The 17,858-nt window shown below is 73.5% G+C and carries 17 protein-coding genes; 13 read left to right on the top strand and 4 right to left on the bottom strand.

All coding sequences use genetic code 11. The features are described 5' to 3' along the window. Nucleotides 1-573 precede the first annotated feature (573 nt). From KLI87_RS31600 to KLI87_RS31580, 5 genes are all read left to right on the top strand, one after another. Nucleotides 574-1,305 (top strand): IclR family transcriptional regulator, encoded by a 732-nt coding sequence (locus KLI87_RS31600; protein WP_214619970.1) that lies wholly within the window; start codon nucleotides 574-576, stop codon nucleotides 1,303-1,305. A gap of 134 nt (nucleotides 1,306-1,439) precedes the next feature. Next, nucleotides 1,440-2,519 (top strand): polyprenyl synthetase family protein, encoded by a 1,080-nt coding sequence (locus KLI87_RS31595; protein ID WP_214619969.1) that lies wholly within the window; start codon nucleotides 1,440-1,442, stop codon nucleotides 2,517-2,519. Between the two features lie 46 nt (nucleotides 2,520-2,565). Continuing rightward, nucleotides 2,566-4,362 carry a hypothetical protein gene (locus KLI87_RS31590; protein ID WP_214619968.1) on the top strand — a complete coding sequence of 599 codons (1,797 nt, stop codon included), beginning with the start codon at nucleotides 2,566-2,568 and terminating at the stop codon, nucleotides 4,360-4,362. Next, nucleotides 4,359-5,183, top strand: a complete 825-nt coding sequence (locus KLI87_RS31585; protein ID WP_214619967.1) for a cyclopropane-fatty-acyl-phospholipid synthase family protein — start codon at nucleotides 4,359-4,361, stop codon at nucleotides 5,181-5,183. The genes KLI87_RS31590 and KLI87_RS31585 overlap by 4 nt, the downstream gene beginning before the upstream one ends. A gap of 5 nt (nucleotides 5,184-5,188) precedes the next feature. Then, complete coding sequence (locus KLI87_RS31580) at nucleotides 5,189-6,565, top strand: cytochrome P450 (protein WP_214619966.1); 1,377 nt, start codon at nucleotides 5,189-5,191, stop codon at nucleotides 6,563-6,565. 23 nt (nucleotides 6,566-6,588) lie between these two features. Here the strand turns inward: KLI87_RS31580 and KLI87_RS31575 are convergent, their stop codons facing one another. Further along, nucleotides 6,589-7,608 (bottom strand): class I SAM-dependent methyltransferase, encoded by a 1,020-nt coding sequence (locus KLI87_RS31575; protein WP_214619965.1) that lies wholly within the window; start codon nucleotides 7,606-7,608, stop codon nucleotides 6,589-6,591. 306 nt (nucleotides 7,609-7,914) lie between these two features. On the opposite strand from KLI87_RS31575, the gene KLI87_RS31570 reads away from it, so the two are divergent. Genes KLI87_RS31570 through KLI87_RS31535 form a run of 8 tightly spaced genes read left to right on the top strand, consistent with a single transcriptional unit; the run spans nucleotide 7,915 to nucleotide 14,868 of the window. Further along, the gene (locus tag KLI87_RS31570; protein ID WP_214619964.1) at nucleotides 7,915-8,961 is read left to right on the top strand and encodes an NrtA/SsuA/CpmA family ABC transporter substrate-binding protein; all 1,047 of its coding nucleotides are present in this window, start codon (nucleotides 7,915-7,917) and stop codon (nucleotides 8,959-8,961) included. Then, nucleotides 8,958-9,827 carry an ABC transporter permease gene (locus KLI87_RS31565; protein WP_156218754.1) on the top strand — a complete coding sequence of 290 codons (870 nt, stop codon included), beginning with the start codon at nucleotides 8,958-8,960 and terminating at the stop codon, nucleotides 9,825-9,827. The genes KLI87_RS31570 and KLI87_RS31565 overlap by 4 nt, the downstream gene beginning before the upstream one ends. Beyond that, nucleotides 9,824-10,609 carry an ABC transporter ATP-binding protein gene (locus KLI87_RS31560; RefSeq protein ID WP_156218753.1) on the top strand — a complete coding sequence of 262 codons (786 nt, stop codon included), beginning with the start codon at nucleotides 9,824-9,826 and terminating at the stop codon, nucleotides 10,607-10,609. Before KLI87_RS31565 ends, KLI87_RS31560 begins: the two co-directional genes overlap by 4 nt. Further along, the gene (locus KLI87_RS31555; protein WP_214619963.1) at nucleotides 10,606-11,634 is read left to right on the top strand and encodes an ABC transporter substrate-binding protein; all 1,029 of its coding nucleotides are present in this window, start codon (nucleotides 10,606-10,608) and stop codon (nucleotides 11,632-11,634) included. The genes KLI87_RS31560 and KLI87_RS31555 overlap by 4 nt, the downstream gene beginning before the upstream one ends. Further along, nucleotides 11,631-12,560 carry an LLM class flavin-dependent oxidoreductase gene (locus tag KLI87_RS31550; RefSeq protein WP_214619962.1) on the top strand — a complete coding sequence of 310 codons (930 nt, stop codon included), beginning with the start codon at nucleotides 11,631-11,633 and terminating at the stop codon, nucleotides 12,558-12,560. Before KLI87_RS31555 ends, KLI87_RS31550 begins: the two co-directional genes overlap by 4 nt. Continuing rightward, a complete protein-coding gene (locus tag KLI87_RS31545) occupies nucleotides 12,550-13,731 on the top strand; it encodes an LLM class flavin-dependent oxidoreductase (protein WP_214619961.1) in 1,182 nt (393 codons plus the stop codon). Before KLI87_RS31550 ends, KLI87_RS31545 begins: the two co-directional genes overlap by 11 nt. Continuing rightward, entirely contained in the window at nucleotides 13,728-14,630 is a 903-nt protein-coding gene (locus tag KLI87_RS31540) for an ABC transporter substrate-binding protein (RefSeq protein WP_214619960.1), read from the top strand. Before KLI87_RS31545 ends, KLI87_RS31540 begins: the two co-directional genes overlap by 4 nt. Nucleotides 14,631-14,679: 49 nt before the next feature. Then, a complete protein-coding gene (locus KLI87_RS31535) occupies nucleotides 14,680-14,868 on the top strand; it encodes a hypothetical protein (protein ID WP_214619959.1) in 189 nt (62 codons plus the stop codon). A 117-nt stretch (nucleotides 14,869-14,985) separates the two neighbouring features. Here the strand turns inward: KLI87_RS31535 and KLI87_RS31530 are convergent, their stop codons facing one another. From KLI87_RS31530 to KLI87_RS31520, 3 genes are read right to left on the bottom strand one after another with little or no spacing between them, the layout of a single operon-like run. Then, nucleotides 14,986-15,717, bottom strand: coding sequence for an ABC transporter ATP-binding protein (locus KLI87_RS31530; protein ID WP_214619958.1), 732 nt, complete (start codon nucleotides 15,715-15,717; stop codon nucleotides 14,986-14,988). After that, complete coding sequence (locus KLI87_RS31525) at nucleotides 15,690-16,448, bottom strand: ABC transporter permease (protein ID WP_214619957.1); 759 nt, start codon at nucleotides 16,446-16,448, stop codon at nucleotides 15,690-15,692. The genes KLI87_RS31530 and KLI87_RS31525 overlap by 28 nt, the downstream gene beginning before the upstream one ends. Further along, entirely contained in the window at nucleotides 16,445-17,395 is a 951-nt protein-coding gene (locus KLI87_RS31520; protein ID WP_214619956.1) for an aliphatic sulfonate ABC transporter substrate-binding protein, read from the bottom strand. Before KLI87_RS31520 ends, KLI87_RS31525 begins: the two co-directional genes overlap by 4 nt. Nucleotides 17,396-17,858 lie beyond the last annotated feature (463 nt).

Below are 17,858 nucleotides of genomic sequence, written 5' to 3'. Positions count from 1 at the left end.
CCCCGGCAATGCCCCGGCGAGCACCCGCCGTCCATCGGATGAATGACGCCGAAGCCCGAAGATCCGTAAAAAACCGGAGTCATTAATAGGGCCATCGCGCCACCCCGGTAACCTCCGAACCCAAAACCGGTAAGCACAATTTTTGGCACGATTTCTCGGCGGCGGCCCGGACCAATTCCGCGGCGCCCGATCCCGCCGTCGACCGTGCGGTGATCAGGGGGGCGCCCGCGCAGTCCACGGCGGCGCGCCCTCGCGCGTCCCCAAGGCCGTAATGTTGATCAAAGCTTCGCGAGAGCGAGGGGAATACGCGACTCGCCGCGCCTTTGATCTCGCTGCCGCACGTCGGAACAATTCGCCGGACCCGCCGGTCGGGGCAGAGATTTCCACCCGCCAAAATTCAGCCAGATGGTGGTGATAAAAACGGGCGTCGGGTACATTCGCCTTACAGGAGTTGAAATGTGTGCTTTCTCGGCTTCCGGAAAGCCGATCGCGTTACCCGCCGCCGGGCCCGCCGGCGCCGCGCCGCCGGACCCGCGCCGGGCGAGTGGCCGGCGGGAGAACACGGCCCTGAGCATGGCGGGGAAGGCGACGGCGCTCCTGGCCGCGCTCGCGACGGCGCCGTCCTCGCTGACGTTGTCGGAACTGGCCCGCCGCACCGGATTCGCGAAGACGACCACGTACCGCCTGCTCGGCGCCCTGCTTGAGGGCGGCCTGGTGCGCCGCAACGGTACCCGCTACCGGTTGAACGACGGGGTGAGCTGGCTCGTGCCCCCGGCGGACCACCGGGTAAGCCGGATACGGCGACTTCGCCGCGGACTGCTTCCGCACATGGTCGGCCTGTACGAGGCGAGTCGCCAGACCGTCAACCTGGTGGTGCTGCGAGACGACGAGGTCGTCTACGTGGACCGCGTCTACGGGCGCGATCGGGTCGCCAGCCGTTCCGACGGGGTCGACCGGGCACCGGCGCGCCTGACCGCGGGGGGCCGGCTGCTCCTCGCCTACCGGCCGTATCCCGGCCAGATCGCGCCGGAGCCGGCGCACGGCGGGCCGGTCCGGGCGAACGGGCATGATCTGGAGTCGGTGCTGACCGGCATCCGCCGCGAGGGGGTCGCCTACAACTACGGAGATCTCACGGCCGGTGTGTACTGCGTGGCCGCGCCGGTACGCGACCGCAAGGGCGAGGTCATCGCCGCCGTGTCGCTCGCGGGCCGAGCCCGGGGGTTCGATCCCGTGCACCATGCCCCGCTGCTGCGAAGGACCGCCTACGCGATGTCCGTCGTGGCCTGCGGAACACGCCACGGGTGAAGAGCGGTCCGCGCCGGGTCTCCGTGCGCGGGACGCGGTTGTTCCGGGCAGCGGAACAGCCGCTGGTGGCGGGGAGCCCGGGGCGGCAGCGTGCTGGTCCGACGGTTGATTCCCAGGCTGGGAGGCGAAGGGCGATGACAGCGGGTACACGGTCCACGTCCGCCGCGGCCGCGCTGGAGGTGAAGGGGCGGATCGACCGCGCGTTGGCCGAGTTCCTCGACGATCGGCTGGACGAACTGAGCCGGCTGGACGACGCGTCGGCCTTCGAACTGCTCCGACCGTATGTTCTGTCGGGCGGAAAGCGAATCCGGCCGATCCTCTGCTACTGGGGATGGCGTGGCGCGGGCGGTGCCGACCGCGACGAGGTCGTCCGGGCGGCCGCGGCACTTGAGCTTTTCCACTCGTTCGCGCTGATCCACGACGACATCATGGATGGGAGCGATATCCGGCGCGGCCGACCGGCGATGCATCGCCGGCTGGCCGCGTTGCACGAAGAATCCGGGTGGAACGGCGACCCGGACGCCTTCGGGGTGTCCGCCGCGATGCTGTTCGGCGACCTGCTCCTGGTATGGGCGGACGAACTGCTCTACACCAGCGGTGTCGATCCGGCCCGGCTCCGCGCCGCCCGGCCCGTCTATGACCGGATGCGCGCGGAGGCGATTTGCGGCCAGTATCTGGATGTCGCCGAGACCGCGAAGGGCGTCCCGTCGGTGGCGCGGTCGATGCGCGTCGTCCGCTACAAGGCGGCCAGGTACACCGTGGAGCATCCGCTGGTCCTCGGTGGCGTCATGGCCGGCGGAGGCGGACGCCTGCTCGCCGCCTACTCCGCCTTCGGCCGCCCGCTCGGTGAGGCGTTCCAGCTCCGCGACGACCTGCTGGGGGTCTTCGGCGACCCGGGCGTCACCGGCAAGTCCAATCTGGACGACCTGCGGGAAGGCAAGCCGACCGTGCTGATGGCCTACGCGGTCGAGCACGCCACGCTCGCACAGCGCGCCCTCATCAACCGGCTGCACGGCGCCGCGGACCTGGACGAGTCCGCGGCACGCGACCTCCGTAGGGTCCTCGACGAGACCGGCGCGCACGCGGCGGTGGAGGACATGATCGAGGTTCGCGGACGGCACGCCCTGACGGCCCTGCGGGCGGCCCCCCTCACCGAAGACGCCGGGCAGGCCCTCACCGCGCTCACCGATGCGGCCCTGTGGCGCCACAGCTGACCGGCTGACAGCAAGCGGCTCGAAAATCGTCGGGAAGTTCGAATCGATGAACATTGCGTATGCGTTATGGGATGCCGACCGTGCGGGCCTGACCACGCCGGAGACCGAGACTCTGCTGCGGACGGTGCACACCGCGGCGGGCGAGGCCCGTCCTGCCGACGGCGACGCGGCCACCTATCTCGTCGCGCCGTCCGCCTACCGGCCGTACGTCTCCACGACGATGCCGCGCGACGGCGACGGATACCGGATGGCCGCGCGGGCGCTCCGGGTGTCCCGCTCGCCCGGACTACAGCAGAGCCTGCTGGACGGTTGGGTCGGGGACGCGTTGCGCCGCCTGACGGCCCGGCAGGCGGCCGCGCTCTGGGACGCGGACACCGCGCCGATCGCCCGCCCCCTGGCGCTGCTGAACGCGGCGGCGCCCCGGAAGGGGAACGAGGCGGCGGTGCTGTGGCGGGAGTACCGGCGGCGCAATCCGGGCGCGCGCAGCCCGGAGATGACCGTGCGGGACTACCTCGGCTGCCTGTACTACTGGCAGTTCCAACGCAGCGTCGACGAGCGGCTGCCCAACCTGTTCGGCTCGCTGCTCACTTTCAGCCTGGCCGTGGATTTCGTCGATGCCGAAGACGGAGCGGGCCTGGACGGGGAGGATCCCTATCTCGTCGCGGCCAGTGAGGGGTTCGCCGCGCTCGCCGGAGCGGCTCCCAACCGAATGGCGCGCGAGATGACGCTGGGCGGCGCGATCAGCTATGTGAAGGACGCGATGGCGCGGGGCAACCGGGCCGCCGACCGGAACCCGGAACTCTCGCTCACGCCCGACGAGCTTTTCACCATCCGCCAATGGGATGGGTTTCACACCCCGCTGCTGCGGCTGGCCTTCGGTTCCCGCCCCTATCGGCATCTCACCGACGGCAGCGGTACGTACCTGCCGGCGCTGGCCTGCCCGGACATCGCCCGCGTGTTCGGCAACGCGCTGCGCTACGACGACGTCGTCGACGCGATCGCCGACTGGGGCAACCACGAAACCGGCAACGAGCTGCTCACGGCGCTCGCCCACGCGGGCCCGGGGGCCGTCCACGGCTACGGCGACGCCCTCGCCCAGGCTCTCGACGCGACGCTCGCCTGCGCCTGCGGCAGGCCGGGGCACGAGGAGGCCGCCGAGTACGCGATGGGGTTCAACCTGTTCTACCTGCTGGTGCCCCGCTACGTGTTCCGGCGGCAGCTCGCGGCGCTGCACCGGGCCGGCGGCGACGTCGCGGAGGCGTTCGCCCCGCCCGCCGCCGGAACCCGGCTGCGGTCGGCCGGCGGCCGCCTGGCGTCCGGGTTGACCCTGCACACCGAGGACTGGCGACCACGATGGCGCCCGGCCGCATCCACGGTGGAAGCCCTCGCCCGGCGCGTCGCCCGCCGGTGCCTGTCCGGCGCGGCCGCCCCGGCCCGGCTCGTGGCGGCCGCGGAGAGCGCCCTCGCCCGATGCGACCGCGCCGATGACGACGACGCGTGCCGCCGGCTCACCCAGGACTGGCAGGACGTCTTCGACGCCGCGTTGGCCGCGGGCGGCCTGACGAACACTCCCCAGGCCGCGCCGCTGCGCCGGGCGATCGGCCGCCTGTGGGGGTCGGTCGTCCTCGCCGGGGACGCCGACGACGCCCGCCTCTTCATCGAGACCGATATCGCCGTCCGCGCCACCTTCGGCCTCCCGGACGACGCGGGCCGGCGCGTACGCCGCGCCTTCTTCGGCGTCACCTCCAGCGCGGTGGACCACTCCGGCTTCAGCCCCTACGGACGTATCGCCAACGGAATAGGCACGCTGTGCCGCTCGGCGGAAAGGGATCGGACCCCATGACCGGAGAACCCGGCGCCGCCGATGTCGGTGCCCTGTACGACCAGCTCACCGATCTGTTCACCGCCGTTCTGGGCGGCAGCATCCACGTCGGCTACTGGGAGTCCGACGAGGACGAGAGCACCACGGAGGAGGCATCGGCCCGGCTGACCGAACTCGTGGCGGACCGGCTGGACCTCGCCCCCGGCCTGCGCGTGCTGGACGTCGGATGCGGCAGCGGCAGGCCCGCCGCCCAGATCGCCGCCGGCCGCGGCGTCCACGTGGCGGGGGTGACCGTCAGCGCCCACCAGCTCCGGCTGGCCCAGGCCCGTCCGGAACGCGGCGACGCTCCGGGGCAGGCGTCGTTCCAGCTCGCGGACGCCATGGAGCTGCCGTTCGCCCCGGCGTCCTTCGACGGGGCCTATGCCATCGAGTCGATGACGCACATCCGGGACAAGGACGCCGCGCTCGGCCACATCGCCCGCGTCCTGCGTCCCGGAGCGCGTCTGGTCATCGCCGATATCTACCTCGACGGGCCCGTCTCCGGCCCCGACGCGGACGTCCTCGCGCAGATCTACGCCCTCTTCCAGGTCGCTACCCTCCTGACCGCCGACGGCTACCGCGAGCACCTGCGCCGCGCCGGGCTGGAGATCGTCGAGTTCACCGACATCCGCCGGAACGCGCGGCGCACCTACGCCGCCCTCGGCGCGGGCCTGCGCCGGGCGGCGGCCCGGTACGGCGACGCCGGCGACCGGCTCGTCGCGGGTGCCTCCGCCCTGGAACGTCTCAGCGACGTCAACCCGCTGGGCTACGTGCTGCTGTCCGCGGTTCGCGCCGATCGGTGACCGCGATGGCCGCTCCGAGGTCCATCCCGACCGTCCCCGGATCACTCCCTCTGATCGGGCACATGGCCGCGCTGCTGCGCGACCCGCTGGGCTTCCTGCGCACGCTGCCGGCCCACGGCGACCTCGTCCGGCTGCGGCTGGGCCCGGTCGACGCCGTCCTGGTCTGCGACCCGGACCTCATCCTCCAGGTCCTGCGCGATGACCGGACCTTCGACAAGGGCGGGCCGGTCTTCGCCCGGCTCGGGGAGGCGGTGGGCGACGGCCTGGCCACCTGCCCGCACAGCCGGCACCGCCGGCAGCGGCGCCTGGTGCAGCCCGCCTTCCATCCAGGCCGCCTCCCCGGCTACGCGGAGGTGATGACGGGCAGGATCGACGCCGTCACCGGGTCGTGGCGGGACGGCCAGATCCTGGACGTGCTCCCGGAGATGATGACGATCTCGGTGGAGACCACCACCGCCATGATCTACTCCGACGCGCTGCCGGGCCCGGTCCGGCGCGCGACGCTGGACGACATCGGCACCGTGCTCGCGGGCGCCTTCCGCCGGATGCTCACACCGCCCCCGCTGGACCGGCTGCCCACCCCGGCCAACCGCCGCTACCACCGCGCCATCGCCGACCTGCGCGCCACCCTGGGCGGCGTGGTCGACGACCGGCGGGGCGACGACGCCGACCGCGGCGACCTGCTGTCGGCGCTGCTGGCCTCCCGCGACCCCGGCGGCGGACGGGGCCTCACCGACGAGGAGATCGTCGACCAGGCCATGACGTTCCTGATCGCCGGCACCGAGACCACGGCCGCCGTGCTGGCCTGGACGATGCATCTGATGGCCGCCCACCCCGACATCGAGGACCGCCTGCACGCCGAGGTGGACGACGTCCTGGGCGACCGGCCGGCCACCCACGCCGTCCTGCCGGAGCTGGGCATGACGGGCCAGATCATCACCGAGACCCTGCGGCTGCTGCCTCCGGCGTGGCTGTTCACCCGCACCGCCACCGCCGACACCCGACTCGGCCTCGCCGGCATCCCGAAGGGGACCACCATGCTGTGCAGCCCCTACGTCATCCACCACCGCGCCGACCTCTACCCCCACCCGGAGCGCTTCGACCCCGACCGGTGGAGCCCCGAACGCCGCACCGCCCTGCCGCGCGGCGGCTTCCTGCCCTTCGGCGCGGGCGCCCGCAAATGCATCGGCGACCGGTTCGGCCTCACGGAGGCGACACTCGCCCTCGCCACCATCGCCGCCCGCTGGCGGCTGGAACCGCTGCCCGGCCAGGACGACGCGCGTGTCGCCTTGGCCGCCACACTGCGCCCGCGCGAACTCCGGATGCGCGCCATCGCCCGCACGGCCCGACCCGAGTCAAGGCCGCCAGGCCGCCGGGCCTGAACGGTTCCGGGCGGGCGGCGGGGTCAGCGGCGGGTGGCCAGGGCGAGGAAGCGGTGGGCGGCGTCGTCGTAGTGCTCCAGGCGCCAGCCCGCGCCGGTCAGCAGGTGCTCCAGCCGGGTCTTGGCGAGGGGTTCGTCGGGGCGCAGGGCGCGGCCGTGGCGGGCGGCCAGCGCGGCCCGTCCCGAGGGGTGGAAGATGATCAGTTCGCCGCCGGGGCGGGTGACGCGCGCCAGCTCGGCCAGCCCGGTGGCGGGGTCGGGCAGGTGCTGCACCAGGCCGGCGGCGAAGACCGCGTCGAACCGCGCGGCGGCGAACGGGAGGCGGCGGGCGTCGGCCACCAGCAGGGCGGCGTGGTGCGCGCGGCCGGTCGTCCTGGCGACGGCGAGCATCTCCGGGGTGAGGTCCACGGCGAACACCCGTCCGGTCGGGCCGGCGGCGGCGCGCAGCGCGGGCAGCGCGCGGCCGGTGCCGCACCCGGCGTCCAGGACGGTCGCGCCGGGCCGGACGGCGGCCTCGCCGACCGCGGCGGCGTAGGCGGGCATGTCGTCACCGAACCTGGCGTCCCAGGTGGCGGCGCGGGGCGCGAAGAACGCCCGGCTCTCGGCGACGTACCACCCGTCGTGTCCGGCCAGCCGCGGGCCGACGCGGCGGATCACCGGCCAGCGGGTGTCGTTCAGGTCGATCACGATGTCCGCGCCGTTCTCGGCGTCCGCGTCCGGCGCGCGGCGGGTGCGCAGCCAGATCACCACATCCCATCCGCCCGCCGTCCGGGCGCGCTCCCCGGGGCCCGCGCCGATCGTGATCGCGTCCGGCTCCCGCTCGCTTGCGCGGCCGCCGTCGCGTAGCCGGACGCGGCGGCGCCCGGCGGCGGTCAGGTGGTCGGCCAGCCGCGCGGCGACCGCGTCGGCGTGCCCGCAGCCCTCGACCAGCACGCGCGCAGCGCCGCCCGGCAGCATCCCGGCCACCGCGTCCAGGACGTCGCGCCAGCGGCCGACCTGACGCTCGGTCATCGACTCCAGCGCCGTCAGGGCATCCCTCGTCATGGTCCCGATGATGCAGAAGCGCGGGGGAATCGACCAGTGACCACCCGGCGCGCCGGGCCGGCGGTCGGGCTGACCTGGACAATACGGGCTTGACATAAACTTTTCCTACCTCAAATATAGGAATATGGCGCACGCACTGACCGTCCGGCGTGTGGTTGACCACATGCGGCTGGACAGCACTCTCTGTCGCTGATCCGGATCTGCCCTCCCCTCCTCCTCTCTCGTTCTCCTCCTGTGAGAAGCACCGCCGTGTCCTCCGGACGTGGCGGCCGTCGTCTTGCTCGTTCGCGAAGGGCCAAGTGAGCCATGTCGAGTTCTGTTCCGCACGCCTCCCGGGCGAGAGCCCCGCGTCGCCGTCCACCCCTGGTCTGCGCCGTCGTCGCCCTGCTGCTGGGCCTGGCCACCGCCTGCGGAGGGTCGGCCAAGGCCGGCGGCGGCTCCGGGCCCGGCTCGGTGATCAGGCTGAGCGACCCGGGCAACGCGGGTGTGCTCGCCTACGCCAAGCGCGAGAAGATCCTGGAGAAGCGGCTGGAGGCCGTCGGCGCGCGGGTGCAGTGGGGCGGCTCGTACGCCTCGTTCACGGCGACGATCGACGCGGTGCGGTCCCGGTCGGTGAACGTGCTGGAAGGCGCGATCTCACCCGCCGTGGGCTACCTGGCCAACGGCCGCGACCTGCGCATCTTCGCCGCCGCCGACCGGGTCACCGACAAGGCCGCCCCCTACGAGGACGGCCTGGTCGTCAAGGCCGACAGCCCGGTCAGGTCGGTGCGCGACCTGGTCGGCAAGCGCGTCGCCGTCAACAAGGCCGGGCGCGGTGAGTACCTGCTGCTGCTCGCGCTCAAGGAGGCCGGGATCCCGGCGTCGCAGGTCCAGCGCGTCCACCTGAACCCGGCGCAGGGCGCGTCGGCGTTCGCGACCGGCAAGGTGGACGCCTGGTGGGCGATCGTCGACGCCTACCCCGAGGTCGTCGCCAAGGGCGCGCGGGTCCTGCTGCACGGCCGCGATCTGCCCGACCGGGACCTCACCATCTTCGCCGCCCGCACCGAGGTGCTCCAGGCAAACCCGCGCGCCGTCCAGGTCTTCCTGGACGTGGTCCGCGAGCTGACCGAGCAGGAGAAGCGCGACCCGCGCAAGTTCCAGAACGTGTTCCTCGACAAGGGCCCGACCGCACTGTCCGGCGCGCGGCTGGACGACGCGATCGCCAAGGCCCGCTACCAGAGCGTGCCGCGTGCCGTCACCGACGCCGACGGCGGGCACGTCACCGCGGTCGCCGGGCTGTTCCAGCAGCAGGGCGTGCTGCCGAACGCGATCCGGCCCGAGGACGTCCTGTTCAAGCTGGGTCCCGCCCGATGACCGCCGAGATCGTGCCCGACGCCGGGACCGTGCGGCGGCGCCCGGCGGAGGGAACCGCCGACGGGCTGCGGACGCCGCCGTGGCTGGGGCGGCGGCGACGGCGTCCGGCGATCTCACTGGCCCTGCGCGCGTCGGTGCCGCTGGCGCTGCTGGTCGCCTGGTGGTGGGGGGCGAGCAGCGGCCGCATCTCGCCGGACGTCCTGGCCGGGCCGGGCGCGGTGCTGTCCGCCCTGCGGGAGCTGGCCTCCACCGGGCAGCTCGCCGACTACGTGCTCGCCTCGGCGCGCCGCGTGGCCCTCGGCGTCCTGGTCGGCTGCGGCGCGGGGCTGGTGCTCGGCGCGGTCGCCGGGCTGTCCGCGCTCGGCGAGGAGCTGGTCGACCTGACCCTGCAGATGAAGCGGGCGGTGCCGTTCCTGGCGCTGGTGCCGCTGTTCATCTCCTGGTTCGGCGTCGGCGAGACGTTCAAGATCGCGCTCATCGCGGTCGCCGCGTTCGCGCCCATGTACGCCTACGTCTACCTGGGCGTGCGCGGCGTCGACCGCAAGGTGGTGGAGGCCGCGCGCGGGTTCGGGCTCCGCGGCCCCCGGCTGGCGCTGTCGGTGGTGCTCCCGTCCGCGCTGCCCAGCGTGCTGATGGCCCTGCGGATCAGCCTGTCGGTGTCGCTGACCGGGCTGATCGCCGCCGAGCAGCTCGGCGCGACCGAGGGCATCGGCTACCTGGTGACGCTCGCCCAGCAGTACTACCGCAACGACTACATGGTGCTGTGCATCCTCATCTACGCGCTGCTCGGGCTGCTCATCGACCTGGCGATCAGGGGCCTGGAGCGGCTCGCCACGCCGTGGCGCGGGCAGGTGACGGCCCGATGAGCCGCGACGGCCACGAGGTGGCGGTGCGGGTCCGGGGCCTGCGCAAGGCGTTCGGCGCCAAGACCGTCCTGGACGGGATCGACCTGGAGGTCAGGCGCGGCGAGTTCTTCGCGCTGCTCGGCCCGAGCGGCACCGGCAAGACGACGCTGCTGCGCGTGCTGGCGGGCCTGGAGCGGCCCGACGCGGGGACGGTGCTGACCGCGCCGCGCGTCACCACGGTCTACCAGGAGCCCCGGCTGGTGGTGGCCAGGCGGGTGCTGGCCAACGTCACGCTCGGGCTGCCGCGGTCGGAGCGCGACAAGGGCAGCCGCATGCTCGCCGAGGTCGGTCTGGGCGGACGCGAGCGCGCCTGGCCGGCCACCCTGTCGGGCGGGGAGGCGCAGCGGGTGGCGCTGGCCCGCGCGCTGGTGCGCGACCCGCAGGTGCTGCTGCTGGACGAGCCGTTCGCCGCCCTGGACGCCCTGACCCGCCTGCAGGCCCAGGACCTGGTGGCCGAGCTGTGCGCGCGGCACCGTCCCGCGGTCGTGCTCGTCACCCACGACGTGGACGAGGCGGTGCGCCTGGCCGACCGGGTCGCGGTGCTGGACGACGGCGCCTTCGTCGTGGACCGTGCCATCGACCTGCCCCGTCCCCGCGGCGCGGCGTCGACCGCGTCCGACCCGGCGGTGCTGGAGCACCGCCGGGAGCTGCTGACCCGGCTGGGCGTCCTCCCGGCGTCCGACCGGGTGACCCCGCCGTCCGGCCGAAGCGGCCTGACGTCCGACCGAGGAGTGATCGCGTGAGCAGTCCGCAGAGCGGTGGCGTCGACAAGATCTGGTTCACCCGCTGCCCGGTTCCGACCGCCAGCGGCCTCGCCCACCGGCGCGGCGGGCTGGCCGAGGCGTTCGCGCCGTTCGGGCTGGAGGTGGGCGTCCTGCAGGACGCCGAACCCGAGCTGGCCCGCCACCATTTCGACCACGACCTGCCGGGCCTGTTCCGCGAGGGCGGCAACGTGCCCGCGCTGGCCGCCCGCAGCGAGGGCGCGCCGACCAGGCTGATCGGGCTGACGTGGATCGAGGAGTGGCAGTCGGTCCTCGTCCGTCCCGGCTCGGGCATCGAAGGTCCGCAGGACCTGCGCGGCGCCCGCGTGGCGCTGCCCGGCTGGGCCCGGACCAGGGCGCAGAGCTTCCCGCGCGCGATGGCGCTGCACGGGATCAAGGGCGCGCTCACCCAGGGCGGCCTCAGCCTGGACGACGTCACGTTCGTCGAGGTCGCCGCCGACCTGTCGCCGTCGGTGGGGCGTGATGCGCGCGGCGGACGCATCGCGTGGCCCGGCCTGGAGGAACTCGCCCGAGGAGAAGTGGACGCCGTCTACGTCAAGGGCGCCCGCGCCGCCGAGCAGGCCGCCGACCTCGGCCTCGCCGTCGGCGTCGACCTGGACGCCCATCCCGACCCGGCGACCCGCGTCAACAACGGCACGCCGCGGCCGATCACCGTGCACGAGCGGCTGCTGGACGAGCGGCCCGAGCTGGTGACCGCGTTCCTCGCCGCCACGCTGCGCGCGGCCGACTGGGCCGCCGCCGACCTCGACGGCGTCCGGGGGATCCTGGCCGGGGAGACCCGGTCGGGCGCGTCGGGCGTGCGCACCGCCTACCGCGACGGGTTCCACCGGACGCTGCGTCCCGACCTCTCGCCGGAGCGCCTCGACCTGCTCGTGAAGCAGAAGGACTTCCTGCTGATCCACGGCTTCCTCGCCGCCGACGTGGACGTCGCGTCGTGGGTGGCGCACGAGCCGCTGCGCGAGGTCTCCGCGAAGGCGGCGGCATGAGCGCGCCCCCGAGGTTCCTGCTCACGCTGCCGACGACCGGGCCGGACACGGATCCGGCGCCGCTGCCGGAGTTCGTCACCGACACCCGCCGGGGCCGGTACGGGGCCTTCGACGCGATCGGAGAGGTGGGACGCGCCGCCGAGGTCGTCGGCTTCGACGGGGTCGTCGCCCCCTTCGCGCCCGACGCGGAGGAACCGCTGGTGGTGGTCGCGGGGCTGCTGCGCCGCAACCGCTGGATACACGGCGTCGCGGGCCTCCACCCGGGCATCGGGACACCGGTGTACGCGGCCAAGCTGTCGGCGTCGCTGCAGCGGTTCACCGGGGACCGGTTCGGCTGGTGGCCGGTCGTCGACCTCCCCCCGGCGACGGCGCGGGCGCACGGCGACTTCCTGGAGGGCCCGGACCGCTACGCCCGCGCCGATGAGTTCCTCACCATCGCCAAGGGCGTGTGGGAGCACGAGGACTTCACCTACGAGGGCAGGTTCTTCCAGGTCCTCGCCGGGGGCTTCCAGGGGCCGCTGGCCGGACGGCGCTTCCCGGCCGTCCATCTGTCCGGCGTCTCGGCCGACGCGCTGGAGCTGTCCGCGAAGCACGCCGACGTCCACGTCTTCGACGCGACCGACGACCTCGACGCGCTCATCGCCGACCTGGGCGGCCGCGCCGCCGAGCGCGGCCGGACCGTGGCCTCCGCCCTGCGGCTGACCGTGGCGGCGCGCGAGGACGAGGACGAGGCGCGCGCCGTCCAGAACGTGCCCGAGCATGCCCTCACCGGTTCGTTCGAGCAGGTCGCGGCGGAGCTGCGGGGCTACGCCGACCGGGGCGTGAGCACGTTCGTCCTGGAGCCGCCGCCGGACGTCGCAGAGATCTACCGGCTCGGGGAGCAGCTGCTGCCCCTCTTCGTTCGGGAGCACGCACATGTCGATTGACATCTACTGGCGCATCGGGACGCACGGCGACCAGCCGTCGCTGCGCCGCCGCCTGGTGACCCGCGGCGACTGGTCGCCGGTCGTGCCGGGCAGCATCACCCCCGGCCTGCGCGAGGGCCGTCCGGACGGCTACAGCCACCTGGACCACATGGCCGACGTCGCGCGCTCCACCGAGCTGTCGGGGTTCGTCGGCGGGCTGCTGCCCTCGTTCCCCTTCACCGACGACCCCTGGGCGGCGGCCGCGAGCCTGGCGCGCGAGACCACCACCTACCGGTTCATGATCGCCTTCCAGCCCGGCTTCCTGCACCCGGTGCAGGCGGCGCGGATGTCGGCGAGCCTGCAACGCGCCACCGGCGGACGCGTCGTCTACAACATCATCTCCGGCGGCGGCGGCCCGGCCCAGCTGTGGTGGGGCGACAAGGTCGGCCACGACGACCGGTACGCCCGGACCTCGGAGTTCCTCGACGTCCTGAAGGCCGTGTGGGACGGCGGCCCGGTCACCCACCGCGGCCGCTTCTACCGGGTCGAGGGCGCGGGGCTCCCCGAGCGCCTGGCCGGGCAGCCCTTCCCCGAGATCTACTTCTCCGGATCGTCCAAGGCGGCGATCGAGGCCGCCGGGCGGCACGCCGACTACTACCTGTCGTGGCTGGAGCCGTTCCCCGCGCTGGCCGCCAAGTTCGACCAGGTCCGCGAGCACAGCGCCGCGATCGGCCGGTCGCCCCGGTTCGCGGTGCGCATCGACGTGCTGGCCCGCGAGACCGAGGAGGAGGCGTGGGCGGAGATCCGCCGCGGCTGGCGGCACGTCGACCCCGAGCAGCTGCGGGGCCCCGAGTCCACCGGCGACTCGGTCGGCTGGCTGCGCAGCTCGCAGTTCATCGACTGGCCGGTGCGCGAGCCCCGCGAGCTGGAGGCGAGCCCCAACGTTTGGGGCGGGTTCCACCTGCTGCGCGGCGGCCCCGCGTTCGGGCTGGTCGGCAGCTACACGCAGGTCGCCGCCCGGCTCGACGAGCTGATCGCGCTCGGCGTGGACGCGTTCATCCTCGCCGGGGTGCCGCACCTGGAGGAGGCGCGCCGCATCGGCGAGAACGTCCTCCCCCTGCTGCGCGGCGGCCGCCCCGACACCTCCGTCCCCTCTCTCGAAACCCTTGAAGCGAAAGGATCCACCCGATGACCCGCGTCGGTTTCTTCCCCCACAACAACTCGCTCTGGGTGCTGCGCCACCGGGGGATCCTTGAGCGATCGCTGCCGGACGTGGAGTGGGTGGACCTGCGGTCGCTCCCCGCGGGGGCCCGTCCCGCGCCCACGGAGGGCCTGCCGTCCGTGCACGGCGACCACCTGTTCGACGGCGGCTACGACTTCATCGGCACCGGCTCCACGCCGCCGGTCACCGCGCAGGCCCGCGGCCACGACATCGTCTACGTGGCGATCTCCGGACCGCGGGTGGACAACGGGCGGCTGGTCTCCCTGCCCGGCTCCGGCATCGACTCCCCGGCCGACCTGGCCGGGAAGCGGGTCGCCCTCGGCCACGGCTCCTGGCAGACGACGCTGCTGCTGTTCGCGCTCGACCAGGCCGGGCTGACCTGGCGCGACATCGAACCGGTCGACGCCGGGAACGAGGGCGCGCAACTGCTCCTGGACGGCAAGGTCGACGCCTGGACCGGCAGCTACCCCGCGCTCGCCGCGCTGGAGAGCGAGACGGAACCGCGGACGCTGATCGAGACCGACGGCCTGTTCAGCCACCGCTCGCTGTGGTTCACGCGGCGCGACTTCGCCGTCGAGCACCGCGACGTCCTCGCCGAGATCGTGGGCGCGCTGCAGGAGTCGGACGCCTGGATCCGCGCCAACCCCCGCGAGGCGGCCGCGCTGTTCGCCGACGGCGACGACGACCTCGACGCGTGGGAGCACGCGCTGCGCGGCCGCCCGTTCGGGCTGCTCCCGGTCAGCGACGAGTTCGTCGCCGAGCAGCAGCGGGCCGCCGACCTGCTGCACGCCAACGGCCTGATCGACCGGAAGATCACCGTCGCCGACGCCGTCCTCCCGGACCTGGCCGAGCTGGTCACCCGCGACTAGCGGACGCGGGACGCACGACCAGGAGCACCCTGCCCCCCCGGCGACCGCCATGCCCGCGACCGCGCTCGCGGTGAGGCCCTGCCCGAGCAGCGGGACGGCGAGCAGCGCGGTCGCCGGGGGACCAGGTAGAGCAGGCTCGTCGCGCGAACGAGCCCAGGACGAGGACGGCGACCAGGAAGGGCAGGCCACCACGGCGAGCGACTGGCTGCTGCGCACGCCGATCGTTCCCGCGACGTAACCGCTGCCCAGACGGGGACGAACGCGACCTGGGCCGCGCCCGTCGAAGGGCGTCCGGGCAGAGGCCGATCCGGCCCTCCCGCCCGACCCGGGTGCCTCCTCAAGGACAGGCGCCGCCCTAGGAGGGAGCGTCGTCCGGGGTGGCCGGGACGCGCAGGAGGGCCAGGAGGCGGCGGCGCAGGGCGGCGAAACCGGGGGAGTCCACGGCCCGGGGGTGGTCCAGGTCGACGCCGATCGCCTCGATGACGCGGCCGCCGTCCAGGACCAGGAGGCGGTCGGACAGCAGGATCGCCTCGTCCACGTCATGCGTCACCAGCAGTGCCGCGAAACCGTGGACGGCGCGGAGGCGGGTGAAGAGGGCCTGCATCTTCAGCCGGTTGAGGGCGTCCAGGGCGCCGAACGGCTCGTCCAGCAGGAGCAGTTCGGGCCGGCGGATCAGGGCGCGGGCGATCGCGACCCGCTGGGACTGGCCGCCGGACAGCTCGGCGGGCCAGGCGCCGCCGCGGTCGGCCAGGCCGACCTCGGCGAGCGCGGCGGCGGTGCGGGACGCGGCGTCCCTGGTGCGGACGCCCAGGGCCACGTTCGCCGCGACCCGTTTCCACGGAAGGAGGCGGTGCTCCTGGAACACCACGGCGCGCGAGGCGGGCACCGACACGGTCCCGGACGCCTCGCCGTCGAGCCCGGCCAGGATCCGCAGCAGCGTGCTCTTGCCCGAGCCGCTGGCGCCGAGCAGCGCGACCACCTCGCCGCGGTCGACGGCCAGGTCGACGCCGTCCAGGACGACCGTGCCGCCGAACGAGCGGCGCACGCCGGCGGCCTCGACTAGGCGGCTCGCAGTCCGCGTCGCCATGCCAGCAGCCTCCTCTCTCCCGTCCGCAGGGCGAGGTCCGACAGCAGGCCGAGCAGCGCGTACACCAGCAGGCCCAGCACCACGACCTCGGTCTGGGAGAACTCGCGCGCCTCCATCATCATGAACCCGAGCCCGCTCTGCCCGTTGACCTGCTCGCCGACGACCAGGCTCAGCCACCCGGCCGAGAACGCCAGCCGCAGCCCGAGGAACAGCGAGGGCATCGCCCCGGGCAGCACCACGTGCCGGACGCGTTCCGACCAGGTCAGCCCGCAGGTGCGGGCGGCCTCGACCAGGCCCTCGTCGATGTCGCGGATGCCGGCGTAGGTGTTGAGGTAGATCGGGAAGAACGCGCCCAGCGCCACCAGCGTGACCTTCAGCGACTCCCCGATGCCCAGCCAGATGATGAGCAGCGGGACCAGGCCGAGGTGGGGCAGCATCCGGGCCGCCTGGACGGTCGGGTCGACCAGGTCGTCGCCGGCGCGCACCAGCCCCGCGACCGCGCCGAGCACCAGCGCGATCGTGCCGCCGATCAGCAGCCCGAGCACCGCCCGTTGCAGCGAGTCGAGCAGGGAGGCGCCGAGCGTGCCGTCCCGGGACAGCCGCCACGCCGCCTCCAGCACCGCGCTCGGCGGGGGCAGCTTGTCCGGGGCCAGGACGCCCGCGCGCGCCGTCCCCTCCCAGACCGCCAGCAGCACGATCGGCGTGGTCAGCCGCCGGACCCGGAGGCTCACCTGAAGATCCCCGAGTACCGCTCGTCCAGCCGGGCCCTCATGTCGACCTTGCCGGGGATCAGCTCCAGCGCGGTGAACCCGTCCGCGATCCTCTGCAACTCGGCGCCGACCGCGGCGTCCACGGGGGCGAGCGGCTGCGCGCTGCGGGCCAGCGCCCGCCGGGTGGGGTCCTCGGGGATCTTCAGCTCCGGTGCCAGGATCCTCACGCGTTCCGCCGGGTTGGCGAGCCCCCAGTCGGTGACCTGCCGGTACTGCCGCAGGAACCCCGTGAGCTGATCGGGCTTGTCCTTCAGCGCCTTGGGCGAGACCAGGACGTACTCGCGGTTGTTGGCGAGGCCGCTCGCGTCCGCGAGGATCTTCACCCCGGGCCGCTCGGCCAACGCGAAGTACGGATCCCAGATGACCCAGGCGTCGATCCGGTCGTTGTCGAACGCGGGCCGTCCTTCGGCCGGCTTGAGATACCTGACCTGGACGTCCTTGGCCGCCATCCCGTTGGCCTCCAGCAGCCGGAGCAGCAGCCAGTGCACGTTGGAGCCCTTGTTGAGCCCGATCGTCCTGCCCCTGAGGTCCTTGAACGACCGGAACCCCCTGCTCTCCTTCACCAGCACGGCCTCACCCCTGGGGACGGGCGCCGAGGTGCCGATGATCTTGAAGTCGACGCGTCCGGCCGCCGCGAAGATCGGCGGCGCCTCGCCGACCTGGCCGATGTCGACCGACCCGGCCTTGAGCGCCTCGGTGAGCGCCGGGCCGCTCTCGAACAGCGACCATCTCGTGCCCGGCGGCGCCGCGTTCCGCGCCTTGAGCAGGCTGAGCCCGCCGAACCGCTGGTAGCCGACGCGCAGCCCGCCGCCGGACGCGCCGGCCTCCCGTTCACCCCCGCACGCGGTGAGCGCCCCCGATCCGAGCAGCAGGAAGAGTCCAGCGAGTACGGCGATGATGCGGCGCATGGGTCCAAGCTCCTTGCCGGATCGGATCAGCAAGAATATAGGACAAAACCGATCGGTTGACTAGGTTATTGGCGACCGGCCGGCGAGGTGCGGAGCGAGGGCACTACCGCTGTGGGTGAACGCGACGTAGGGGAGGGGCGGCGCCAGCCGACGAAGGGGAAGCCGTCGACCGGCCTTGGGCGAACGCGGCGTCCCGCCTCGGAAATCTGGGTCTGTGAGGCTGAAGATTTATGTGCCGGACGCGGGTGAAAAGCTCGTCGGTCTGTGTGCGGAGAACGGCCGGTGAAATGGCCGTATCGGTGCCGGAACCCAATTCGCTGGCCTTTAGGGAAAGGGCGCCGTTTCAGGCTGGTCGAGTGTAGCTGCGAAGAGTGCGGACGAGGCCGCGGAGGGCCCCGGGTGTCGGCGTAGTGATCGCGACCAGGCGGGGGCGACCGAACCGGACGCGTCGTCCGAGAGTGGG

It is taken from the genome of Actinomadura sp. NEAU-AAG7 (assembly GCF_018603865.1).
In the GTDB taxonomy this organism is placed as follows: domain Bacteria; phylum Actinomycetota; class Actinomycetes; order Streptosporangiales; family Streptosporangiaceae; genus Spirillospora; species Spirillospora litoris.
This window is presented reverse-complemented; position numbering and strand designations above follow the sequence as displayed.

Bases quoted from the DNA above. Each gene is read 5' to 3' on its own strand.
- KLI87_RS31540 (WP_214619960.1), top strand. From the start codon at position 13,728: ATGACCCGCGTCGGTTTCTTCCCCCACAACAACTCGCTCTGGGTGCTG.
- KLI87_RS31565 (WP_156218754.1), top strand. From the start codon at position 8,958: ATGACCGCCGAGATCGTGCCCGACGCCGGGACCGTGCGGCGGCGCCCG.
- KLI87_RS31570 (WP_214619964.1), top strand. From the start codon at position 7,915: ATGTCGAGTTCTGTTCCGCACGCCTCCCGGGCGAGAGCCCCGCGTCGC.
- KLI87_RS31590 (WP_214619968.1), top strand. From the start codon at position 2,566: ATGAACATTGCGTATGCGTTATGGGATGCCGACCGTGCGGGCCTGACC.
- KLI87_RS31550 (WP_214619962.1), top strand. From the start codon at position 11,631: ATGAGCGCGCCCCCGAGGTTCCTGCTCACGCTGCCGACGACCGGGCCG.
- KLI87_RS31595 (WP_214619969.1), top strand. From the start codon at position 1,440: ATGACAGCGGGTACACGGTCCACGTCCGCCGCGGCCGCGCTGGAGGTG.
- KLI87_RS31575 (WP_214619965.1), bottom strand. From the start codon at position 7,608: ATGACGAGGGATGCCCTGACGGCGCTGGAGTCGATGACCGAGCGTCAG.
- KLI87_RS31530 (WP_214619958.1), bottom strand. From the start codon at position 15,717: ATGGCGACGCGGACTGCGAGCCGCCTAGTCGAGGCCGCCGGCGTGCGC.
- KLI87_RS31560 (WP_156218753.1), top strand. From the start codon at position 9,824: ATGAGCCGCGACGGCCACGAGGTGGCGGTGCGGGTCCGGGGCCTGCGC.
- KLI87_RS31545 (WP_214619961.1), top strand. From the start codon at position 12,550: ATGTCGATTGACATCTACTGGCGCATCGGGACGCACGGCGACCAGCCG.
- KLI87_RS31520 (WP_214619956.1), bottom strand. From the start codon at position 17,395: ATGCGCCGCATCATCGCCGTACTCGCTGGACTCTTCCTGCTGCTCGGA.
- KLI87_RS31535 (WP_214619959.1), top strand. From the start codon at position 14,680: ATGCCCGCGACCGCGCTCGCGGTGAGGCCCTGCCCGAGCAGCGGGACG.
- KLI87_RS31600 (WP_214619970.1), top strand. From the start codon at position 574: ATGGCGGGGAAGGCGACGGCGCTCCTGGCCGCGCTCGCGACGGCGCCG.
- KLI87_RS31585 (WP_214619967.1), top strand. From the start codon at position 4,359: ATGACCGGAGAACCCGGCGCCGCCGATGTCGGTGCCCTGTACGACCAG.
- KLI87_RS31580 (WP_214619966.1), top strand. From the start codon at position 5,189: ATGGCCGCTCCGAGGTCCATCCCGACCGTCCCCGGATCACTCCCTCTG.